7 protein-coding genes are annotated in these 7,594 nt (G+C 66.4%); all 7 read left to right on the top strand.

Annotated elements, in window-relative coordinates:
* Nucleotides 1–1,183 (top strand): pseudouridine synthase (locus tag L995_RS12215; RefSeq protein ID WP_047472012.1); only part of this gene is annotated, 1,183 nt, incomplete at its 5' end.
* A gap of 124 nt (nucleotides 1,184–1,307) precedes the next feature.
* The gene (gene ndk, locus L995_RS12210) at nucleotides 1,308–1,733 is read left to right on the top strand and encodes a nucleoside-diphosphate kinase (RefSeq protein ID WP_016447563.1); all 426 of its coding nucleotides are present in this window, start codon (nucleotides 1,308–1,310) and stop codon (nucleotides 1,731–1,733) included.
* Between the two features lie 92 nt (nucleotides 1,734–1,825).
* Complete coding sequence (gene rlmN, locus L995_RS12205; RefSeq protein WP_017404144.1) at nucleotides 1,826–2,950, top strand: 23S rRNA (adenine(2503)-C(2))-methyltransferase RlmN; 1,125 nt, start codon at nucleotides 1,826–1,828, stop codon at nucleotides 2,948–2,950.
* Nucleotides 2,951–2,978: 28 nt separating this feature from the next.
* Nucleotides 2,979–3,839: a type IV pilus biogenesis/stability protein PilW gene (pilW, locus tag L995_RS12200; protein WP_174538864.1), complete on the top strand. Its 861-nt coding sequence runs from the start codon at nucleotides 2,979–2,981 to the stop codon at nucleotides 3,837–3,839.
* Complete coding sequence (locus L995_RS12195; RefSeq protein WP_047472010.1) at nucleotides 3,832–4,803, top strand: RodZ domain-containing protein; 972 nt, start codon at nucleotides 3,832–3,834, stop codon at nucleotides 4,801–4,803. Before pilW ends, L995_RS12195 begins: the two co-directional genes overlap by 8 nt.
* Before the next feature lie 2 nt (nucleotides 4,804–4,805).
* Entirely contained in the window at nucleotides 4,806–6,089 is a 1,284-nt protein-coding gene (gene ispG / locus L995_RS12190) for a flavodoxin-dependent (E)-4-hydroxy-3-methylbut-2-enyl-diphosphate synthase (protein WP_047472013.1), read from the top strand.
* 184 nt (nucleotides 6,090–6,273) lie between these two features.
* Nucleotides 6,274–7,533: a histidine--tRNA ligase gene (gene hisS, locus L995_RS12185; protein WP_212646543.1), complete on the top strand. Its 1,260-nt coding sequence runs from the start codon at nucleotides 6,274–6,276 to the stop codon at nucleotides 7,531–7,533.
* Nucleotides 7,534–7,594: the final 61 nt, after the last annotated feature.

Below are 7,594 nucleotides of genomic sequence, written 5' to 3'. Positions count from 1 at the left end.
CCGCGTAGGGTCTGCCGAAGGCTACGGTTTTGCGGACGTCATCTCGGGCGAGCTCGACGCCGCCGAAGAGCGCGACGATGCCAAGCCTGCCAAGCGCGTACTGCTGCCCCAGGTCGATTCGCCCAAGCTGCACAAGGTGCTGGCCCAGGCCGGGCTGGGATCGCGCCTTGAAATGGAGCAGCTCATTCTTGAAGGCCGCATCTCGGTCAACAACGAGCCTGCCCACGTGGGCCAGCGCATCCAGTTCGGCGACCAGATCAAGGTCAACGGCCAGCCCATCCGCTTTCGCATCGATCCGCCGCCGGCGCGTGTCATCGCCTACCACAAGCCCGTGGGTGAAGTCGTCACGCACGACGATCCCCAGAACCGCCCCACGGTGTTCCGCAAGCTGCCGCGCCTGCAGCATGGCAAATGGCAGTCCGTTGGCCGCCTGGACCTGAACACCGAAGGCCTGCTGCTGTTCACCAGCTCGGGCGAGCTGGCCAACTCCCTGATGCACCCGCGCTTCGGCCTGGAGCGCGAGTACGCGGCCCGCGTGCTGGGCGCGCTCAGCAAGGAAGAAAAGCAGCGCCTGACCGATGGCGTGCAGCTGGAAGACGGCGTGGCCGCCTTCGGCTCGATCGAGGATGGCGGCGGCGAAGGCGCCAACTGCTGGTACCGCGTGACCATTTCCGAAGGCCGCAACCGCGAAGTGCGCCGCATGTTCGAGGCGGTGGGCCATGCCGTGAGTCGGCTGATCCGCATCCGCTATGGCGCCATGGTGCTTCCGCGCGGCCTCAAGCGCGGCGCCTGGGTGGAGCTGGACCAGGCCGACATCCAGTCCCTGGCCTCCGCGGCAGGCATGCAGGCGCGTGCGCCTGCTGCATCCAAGCCTCCGGCCGGAGGCCGCCGTGGTGGCCCGGCCGACCGCAACACCGTCCGCCGCGAAGGCGGCGGCCGCTATTTCGACGGCAATCGCCCGGCACCCAATGCCATGCTGGACGGCCCGCGTGCCAAGCCCGCTCCCAAGGGTGGCAAGGCGGACGGCGGGCAGGGCAGAGGGCAGGGCGGTGCAGGCGGGCGGGGCAAGACAGGTGGCAGCCAGCAGCCCGATCCGATGCGTACATCGGTGGGCTACATCGGCTCCGACAGCCTGTCGCGTGCACGCCAGAACGCCAAGCGCAAGCCGGGAGGGCGCCGCTGAAATACGGCGGTCAGCCTCCCCTTTGGCAGCACCATGTCATCAAGGACTTTGATGGCACAGCTAGAATCAACGGTTTTGTCCAATTGACAAAAATCCATAGTAACCCTGATTAGGAACCATTCAAATGGCCATCGAACGCACTCTTTCCATCATCAAGCCCGACGCCGTTGCCAAGAACGTGATCGGCCAGATCTACGCTCGCTTCGAGGCCGCCGGCCTGAAGGTCATCGCCGCCAAGATGGTGCACCTGTCGCGCGGCGAAGCCGAGCAGTTCTACGGCGTCCACAAGGAGCGTCCCTTCTTCAAGGACCTGGTGGACTTCATGATCTCCGGCCCCGTGATGATCCAGGCCCTGGAAGGCGAGAACGCCATCCTGAAGAACCGTGAACTGATGGGCGCCACCGACCCCAAGAAGGCTGAGAAGGGCACGATCCGCGCCGACTTCGCCGACAGCATCGACGCCAACGCCGTGCACGGCTCTGACGCCGCTGAAACTGCAGCCGTGGAAGTGGCATTCTTCTTCCCCGGCATGAACGTCTACTCGCGCTGATCCCCGCGTCTTCCGCGGCCGTCATGGTCTGTCCGGTGCAGGCCATGCCTGCCGCGGAAGAGCCGAGAGCGGCGTGGCACCGGCCTGCCGACATGAATACCAATTTGCTAGATTTTGATCTCGACGGACTGGCCGCTTATTGCGAACAGCTCGGCGAGAAGCGTTTCCGCGCAACGCAGCTGTTCCGCTGGATACACCAGCGAGGCGCCAGCGATTTCGACCAGATGAGCGATCTGGCCAAGTCCCTGCGCGAAAAGCTCAAGGCGCGTGCCCACATCACGGCCCTGCCGGTTCTGACCGAGCATGTGTCTGCCGATGGAACGGTCAAGTGGCTGTTCGACGTGGGGGGCGGCAATGCCGTCGAATCCGTTTTCATTCCCGAAGATGACCGGGGCACGCTGTGCGTGTCGTCCCAGGCCGGCTGTGCCGTGGGCTGCCGCTTCTGCTCCACGGGTCACCAGGGCTTCAGCCGCAACCTCAGCACGGGCGAGATCCTGGCCCAGCTCTGGTATGCCGAGCATGCGCTGCGCAAGCGCCTGGGCACGGGTGGCGAGCGCGTCATCTCCAACGTGGTGATGATGGGCATGGGCGAGCCGCTGCAGAACTACACGGCCCTGGTGCCGGCGCTGCGCGTGATGCTGGATGACCATGGCTACGGCCTCTCGCGCCGCCGCGTGACCGTGTCCACCTCGGGCGTGGTCCCGATGATCGACAGGCTGTCGCAGGACTGCGCCGTGGCCATGGCCGTGTCGCTGCATGCGCCCAACGACGAGCTACGCGACCCGCTGGTGCCGCTGAACCGCAAGTACCCCATCCACGAGCTGCTCGATGCCTGCGAGCGTTACCTGGAGTTCGCGCCGCGCGATTTCATCACGTTCGAATATTGCATGCTCGATGGCGTCAATGATCAGCCCGAGCATGCGCGCCAACTGATAGAGTTGGTCCGCGCACGTGGCGACGGCCGCAGCTGGTGCAAGTTCAACCTGATTCCGTTCAACCCCTTCCCGGCCTCGGGCCTGCTGCGTTCACCTGCAGCGCGGGTGACGGAGTTCGCCAGCCTGCTGAGCAATGCCGGCATTGTGACCACGGTGCGCAAGACACGTGGCGACGACATCGACGCAGCCTGCGGACAGCTGGCTGGCGATGTCAAGGACCGCACGCGCGCTGCCGAGCGCATGGCAAAGCAGCGCACCATTGTTCTCAAGCAGATGCCTTGAGAGGACCTACGGAACAAAGGGACAGTTCATGAAGTCAGTGGCTCGGCGGCTGCGATCGGGGGGTATCGGTGGATGCATGCGCTGGGCAGTGCCGGTGCTGGTCCTTGCCTTGGCCGGTTGCGCCGGCAAGCAACCTTTGGTGCCTTCGGCGAATTCAGGCTCCGGCAATGCTTCGTCCGTCTCCAATGCTTCGATGGCCTCGGCCGCCGAGGTCGATCCCCGTCGCCGCGCGGCCATTCGCCTGGAGCTGGCGGCTTCCTACTTCCAGGCCGGCCGCATCGATGTGGCCCTGGAAGAGGTAAACCAGGCGCTGGCCTCCGACCCCGGTTCCGCCGATGGCTATGGACTGCTGGCCCTGATCTACATGCGCAACCAGGACTGGGACCAGGCCGATGCCAGCCTGCGCAAGGCCATGTCGCTGCGCCCCCAGGACGGTGACCTGCAGCACAACTACGGATGGCTGCTGTGCCAGCGCAAGCAGTATGTGCAGGCCCAGGAATGGCTGGACAAGGCACTGGCCCAGCCCGGCTACCTGGAGCGTCCCAAGACATGGATGGCCAAGGGCCTGTGCCTGCAGCAGGCCGGTCTGCTGGTCGAGGCCCAGCAGGCGCTGCTCAAGGGCTATGAACTCGACGCCGCCAACCCGGTGATAGCCTATCACCTGAGCAATGTGATGCTGCAGGGGGGCGACGCCAAGAGGGCGCAGTTCTACATCCGCCGCCTCAACAGCAGCCCCCAGTCCAACGCGGAAAGCCTGTGGCTGGGCATCAAGATAGAGAGGGCGCTGCAGCAATCTGCAGCGATGCGGCAGCTGGCCGACCAGCTGCACCAGCGCTTCCCGGAGTCCCGCCAATGGCTGGCCTACGAGCGTGGAGCATTCAATGAGTGAGGTGTTGGCGGTGCATGACGAAGCAGGTACGCAAGGCGAGAACGCCAAAACTTCCATGACGGCGGGCACGCTGCTGCGTCAGGCGCGCGAGGCGGCAGGCCTGTCGCTGGCCGGACTGGCGGCGGCGCTCAAGGTGCCGGCCCCCAAGCTGGAGGCCCTGGAGGCGGATGACTATGCCGCCTTCCAGGACCATGTCTTCATGCGGGCCCTGGCACAAAGCGTCTGCCGCACGCTGCGCGTGGACTCGGCCTCGGTGCTGGCCCTGCTGCCGCGCACCCAGCTCAAGAGCCTGGCCGATGATCGCGGCAGCATCAATGCCACGTTCAAGGAGCGCTCCTTCAAGGCCACCGGAACACCGCTGGGCCGCGAAAACGGTTCGCGCAAGGTCGCCATCATCGTGCTGCTGCTGCTGGCGGCCGCCGCCGCCGTGTACTTCCTGCCCAAGCACGAAGGCGATGCCGAGGAGCCGCAGGCCGGCTCTTCCGACGCCGCTGCCCTGGTGTCGCCGGCCGCAACCGTGTCCGAGCCCGTGGCTGCCCAGGAGCCTGTGGCGCCCGCAGTGACGGCGCCAGCCTCCGAAGGGGCGGCGCCTGCAGCACCTGCAGCGCCTGCAGCCACGCCAGCCGTCCAGGCGCCTGCAGCAGCGGCTCCCGCAGCCGGCGTGCCTGGCGATGTGCCCGCCGATGCCGCAGCGGCGACTCCTGCAACCCAGGCCGCGCAAACGCCTGGTGGCGTGCTGGTCATGAAGGCCAGCGCACAATCGTGGGTGCAGGTCAAGGATGCCAACGGCCGCGTGGTGCTGCAAAAGACGCTGGCGGCAGGTGAGTCGGTTGGCGCTGAAGGTGCGCTGCCGCTGTCTGTCATCGTCGGCAATGCCAGCGGCACCGAAGTGCGCGTCCGTGGTGAGCTGCTGGAAGTGGCCAAGACCACCCGTGACAACGTGGCCCGCTTTGAGGTGAAGTGACCGTGCAAGATTTCCTATCCACGCAGCAGCCGATAGCGATTGCCTCGCCGCTGCCGCGCAAGTCCCGCCAGGCCCGCGTGGTCTGGCGCAACAATGTCGTCACCGTGGGCGGCGATGCGCCTGTGCGCGTGCAGTCCATGACCAACACCGATACGGTGGACGCGGTCGAGACGGCCATACAGGTGCGCCAGCTGGCCCAGGCCGGCTCGGAGATGGTGCGCATCACCGTCAACACGCCCGAGGCAGCCGCTGCCGTGCCCTACATCCGCGAGCAGCTCGACCGCATGGGCGAGTACGTGCCTCTGGTGGGCGACTTCCACTACAACGGCCACCGCCTGCTCACCGAATACCCGGCCTGCGCCGAGGCGCTGTCCAAGTACCGCATCAACCCCGGCAACGTCGGCAAGGGCGAGAAAAAGGACAGGCAGTTCGGCCAGATGATCGAGGCGGCAGCCCGCTACGACAAGGCCGTGCGCATCGGTGTCAACTGGGGTTCGCTGGACCAGGAGCTGATGGCGCGCCTGATGGACGAGAACTCGCGCCGCGCCCAGCCCTGGGATACGCGCCAGGTCATGTTCGAGGCGCTGATCTCCTCGGCCGTCGATTCCGCGCGCTTGGCCGAGTCCATGGGGCTGAACGGCGACAACATCATCCTGTCGTGCAAGGTCAGCGGCGTGCAGGACCTGATCTCGGTCTACCGGGCCCTTGCGCAGCGCTGCGACTATGCGCTGCACCTGGGCCTGACCGAGGCCGGCATGGGCACCAAGGGCACGGTGGCCTCGGCCGCCGCGCTGTCCGTGCTGCTGCAGGAAGGCATTGGCGACACCATCCGCGTCTCGCTCACGCCCCAGCCCGGCGAGGCGCGCACGCAGGAAGTGGTGGTTGCCTCCGAAATCCTGCAGGCCCTGGGCCTGCGCGTTTTCGTGCCCAGCGTCACGGCCTGCCCTGGCTGTGGCCGCACCACCAGCACCACCTTCCAGGAGCTGGCCAAGCGCATCGACGACTACCTGCGCGGCCAGATGCCGCTGTGGCGCATGAAGTACCCCGGCGTCGAGGCCATGAAGGTGGCCGTGATGGGCTGCATCGTCAACGGCCCTGGCGAGAGCAAGCACGCCAACATCGGCATCAGCCTGCCCGGGACGGGCGAGGCGCCCGCTGCCCCCGTCTACATTGACGGCGAGAAGGCGTTGACGCTGCGCGGCGAGCGCATTGCCGAGGAATTCCAGACCCTGGTCGAAGACTATGTGGCGCGCACCTATGGCACCACCGCTGCCGCACCCGCCTGAGCGGCTGCGCCAGGCATTGCAGTTATTGCAAAATAGATAGCACACCACGCTTTGTTTCATGGGGTCTAACGCGGGATGCGCGTGGGAGCATGGAGCGCAAAAGGCGGGGTCCGCTCCTGTTTCCGAGCATTCATCGAACGAGAACAACGTGGCCAAACCCGAAAAACTCTCCGCCGTCAAAGGCATGAACGACATTCTTCCCGCCGAGTCCGCTCGCTGGGAATGGCTGGAGGCGCAGGTGCGCGAGCTGATGGCGCGCTTTGCCTACCGCAACGTGCGCACGCCCATCGTCGAGCACACGCAACTGTTCGTGCGCGGCATCGGCGAGGTGACGGACATCGTCGAAAAGGAGATGTACTCCTTCGAGGACAAGCTCAATGGCGAGCGCCTGACGCTGCGCCCAGAAGGCACGGCGAGCCTGGTGCGCGCCACCATCGAAAACAACCTGCTGTACGACGGCGGCAAGCGCATGTGGTACATGGGCCCCATGTTCCGCCACGAGCGCCCGCAGCGCGGCCGCTACCGCCAGTTCCACCAGATCGGTGCCGAGGCCCTGGGCTTTGCCGGCCCCGATGTCGATGCCGAGCTCATTTTGCTGGCCGTCTCCCTGTGGAAACAGCTGGGCCTGACGCAGTGGCGCCTGGAAATCAACAGCCTGGGCCAGCCCGAGGAGCGCCAGGCCCACCGCCAGGCCCTGATCGCCTACCTGGAGCAGCACCAGGACGTGATGGACGAAGAGGCCAGGCGCCGCATGTACAGCAACCCGCTGCGCGTGCTGGACACCAAAAATCCCGCTATGCAGGCCATGGTCAACGGGGCGCCGCGCCTGCTGGACTTCCTGGGCGAGGGCTCGCTGGCCCACTTCGACGGACTCAAGGCCATCCTGGACGCCAATGGCGTGCCCTGGACCGTGAATCCGCGCCTGGTGCGCGGCCTGGACTACTACAACCTCACGGTGTTCGAGTTCATCACCGACATGCTGGGTGCGCAGGGCACCATCTGCGCCGGCGGCCGCTACGACTACCTGATCGAACAGGTGGGCGGCAAGAGCGCGCCGGCCGTGGGCTGGGCGCTGGGGGTGGAGCGCGTGCTGGAGCTCGTCAAGGAGCTGGGCGCCGACATCCCCGCGCCCACGCTGCACGCCTACGCCATCGTTCCCGACGTGTCGGCCATGCCCGTGGCCCTGCGCACCCTGCAGCAACTGCGCGAGGCCGGCGTGCGCGTGCAGATGCATGCGGCCAGCGCCGAAGGCCTGGGCAGCATGAAGTCGCAGTTCAAGAAGGCCGACGCCAGTGGCGCGCATTTCGCATTGATCTTCGGCTCCGACGAGCTGCAGCAGGGCCTGGTCACCGTCAAGTCGCTGCGCGACGGCACGGGCCAGCAGGTGCAGCAAGCCCTGGCCGATGCGGCCCAATGGGCTGCCACCCTACAATCGGCGGTTTGACCGTCATCCGCAGCTTTCCAGGCCACCGCTCCAGCGGCGTCCTCCATACACAAGGCGACAC

Origin of the sequence: Delftia sp. ZNC0008 (assembly GCF_000799035.1) — a bacterium.
In the GTDB taxonomy this organism is placed as follows: domain Bacteria; phylum Pseudomonadota; class Gammaproteobacteria; order Burkholderiales; family Burkholderiaceae_C; genus Comamonas; species Comamonas tsuruhatensis.
Note: the sequence above shows the minus strand (reverse complement) of the source record. Positions and strands in the feature narration are given on the sequence as shown.